Consider the following 2,500-nt stretch of genomic DNA (forward strand, 5'->3'; position numbering starts at 1 on the left):
CTGTGCCCCCGGCAGGATTCGAACCTGCGACACCCGCTTTAGGAGAAAACGTGCACCGACTGTGAGGTTCAGTAGGTGCGCGACGGGTCCAGTTTGCCACTGGCTACAGGGGCGCGACCTGCGCAAACAGGGTTCGGTTGGGTTCAGTAGGGTTCAGTGCGGGGGTGTTGTGGCATCCGTGTGGCATCGCGTGGCATCCGGCCTCACACCGCCCGCAGCTGTCGAACAGCCGGCGCCTCCGGGGCCATGACCGCGAGCACCTGAGCGGCCACGTCCTCGGCGCTGTGCTGGTACAGCCACGTGACTTTGCTGCCGCGGTCGTGACCCATGACCGTCTGCACGTCTTTCTCCGGGACGCCCAAGTCCTTCAGTCGCGTGGCGAACACGTGCCGCAGATCGTGCACCCGCGGCCACCACTCATCCCGTTTTGTCTCCGGGTTGGTGACCTTCCGGGCCAGGCCAGCGGCCTGGATCGCGGGGATCCACGTCCGTCGGAAGTTGTGCCGGGTGAGGGTACCGCCGAGCGGGCCCCGGAACACCAGCTCTTCCGGGTGCAGGTCCCGGCCGTCCCCGATGGGCGAGACAGTGTCGACGGGGCGGAACCGTGCGGCCATCGTCTGTACCGCCTCGATAGCCTCAGGGGTAAGCGGCACCGTCCGGAAGCCGGCCACGCTCTTGGGCGCGGCCTTGCGGAACAACGTCCCCCGATCCTCGCTGAGCACCTCCTTCACTCTGAGGTGCTTAGCCTCCAGGTCGACGTGCGCCCACCGCAGCCCGGTGGCCTCCCCCCATCGCATACCGGTCTCCTCGAGGAACACCACCAGGGGTCGGTACCAGACGTCGACGTGCTGCCGGATCAGCGCGACCTGTTCACGCGTGGGCGGTCGGGTCTCCTCGGCGTCCTTCTTCGGCGGCGCGTCGAGCTGGACTTCGGCGGCCGGGTTGAAGGGGATCCGTTTCCCGTCCCGGGCCGCGTCGCGCAGCATCGCCGACAGCAGCTCCAGCACCTTCTTACGGGTGTGGTGGCCCTTCACGTCGCGGGTGATCCATGTCTGGAGTTCGATGTACTCCAGGTCGCACAGACGCCACTTGCCCCACCGCGGTTCGATGTGGGCCCGCCAGTTGCTCAGCTTCCTGTTCGTCGTCGTGACGGCTCGCTGCGGCTGGGCTGGCCACCACAGTTCCCACCACTGGGCGAGGGTGATCTCGCCGCGTCTGGGGTCGGCGTACGTCCGCTTCCGAACCCGGGTGCGCACCTCGTCGAGGAACGCTTCGGCGCGCTTCTTACCACCCTCGGCGATCGTGAAGCACTTCTGCTTCTGCCGGCCGTCCGGGTCCCGGTAGCGCGCCTGCCAGCTGCCCTGGCAGTCTCGCCGCCGGTTGCGCTCGCCGTACTCCTCCGGCGGGTACGCCTCCATGCACTTCGGACAGCCGCAGCTCTTCTGGCGTAGCTGCCGTGGATTGTTCGAGGCTCTACGCCCCACGGGTCTTCACCACCTGATCGCTCCTCCGCTGACTGGGTACGCGGGGGGTCAGGTCGACCTCATCCCCGCACCAGCAGACTGCACCGAACTCCGGTTGGTCGACGGCAAGTTCACGCAGAATGGCCCGGACGAGAGTCACGGTGTGTTGCGGCTGGAGGCCTTGCGGAACTTCGATCGTTCGATTGTCGGCGTCGAAGGTGGGGTGTTCGTCGGGAGGGACGAACCAGACGCGGACACACATAAACACCCCTGAATCGCAGGTGAACGGGACCTGTTGCCGACGGGGGAGGGCATCGGCGTCCGTCCGAACGTACCCGCACTTGGGGAAATTATCGACGCTTGTTGAACAAATCGTAGATCGAATCTGACCGTGAGTGAGCAGCCTAACTAGCGGAGACTCGCGACCAGTGTGGATGGTTGTACCGCTCTACGGGCCGGACCGGTTCATGTCGTTCAACGCGCGCATCTCGACCTCTTTGGCGCGCTGCTGCTCCGCGGTCAGGCCGCGCCACAGCTCGATGATGCGGGCCTCGGCGTCGGGGGAGAGCGGGCCGGGCGACTCGCGGCCGGCGGCGGCGAAGACCTCTGCCTCGGTGAACTTGGGGAAGGCCTGCGACAGTGCGCGTAGCTTGTCGCGGTTGGGGCCGCGGCCGGTGCCTCGCTTGCGGTGTACCCACGAGTTCACGGTGGCGGGGGCGACGCCGATGCGGCGCGAGATCTCGCTGTCAGTGACACCGTAGGTGTCCTTGAGACGAGCGAGAAGCTGCGCCAAATCTTCGGTGCGCCCCTGGTCTGCCACGGCCTAAGCATGCGTGTTGATCTTCTACTTTCGCAAGTGAAAGTAGAAGCCTGACCGGATCGCGTTGCGGCGCGTGATCACCCCGGCGCGCGCCGTCGCCACCGTCATATGCGCCCATCGTGGAACGTGCATTCGAATCAGGCTGCGGCGGCACGGTCCTACCGAAACTCACGCCCGCTCACTTGACCTTACTGACACAGTCACAGTAGAAATATGT

General features: G+C 66.0%; 2 protein-coding genes and 1 tRNA gene. All 3 read right to left on the reverse strand.

All coding sequences use genetic code 11. The features are described from left to right. Positions 1–3: 3 nt before the first annotated feature. Positions 4–113 (reverse strand) — tRNA-OTHER (locus tag ABZ818_RS40325). Between the two features lie 90 nt (positions 114–203). Beyond that, positions 204–1,418: a site-specific integrase gene (locus ABZ818_RS40330; protein WP_361426621.1), complete on the reverse strand. Its 1,215-nt coding sequence runs from the start codon at positions 1,416–1,418 to the stop codon at positions 204–206. Between the two features lie 493 nt (positions 1,419–1,911). Then, complete coding sequence (locus ABZ818_RS40335) at positions 1,912–2,283, reverse strand: helix-turn-helix domain-containing protein (RefSeq protein WP_361426624.1); 372 nt, start codon at positions 2,281–2,283, stop codon at positions 1,912–1,914. Between the last annotated feature and the right edge of the window lie 217 nt (positions 2,284–2,500).

This window comes from Streptomyces sp. NPDC047453, assembly GCF_040643155.1.
Taxonomy (GTDB): Bacteria; Actinomycetota; Actinomycetes; order Streptomycetales; family Streptomycetaceae; genus Streptomyces.

Coding starts and splice junctions, on each gene's coding strand:
- ABZ818_RS40330 (WP_361426621.1), bottom strand. CDS start 1,418: ATGGAGGCGTACCCGCCGGAGGAGTACGGCGAGCGCAACCGGCGGCGA.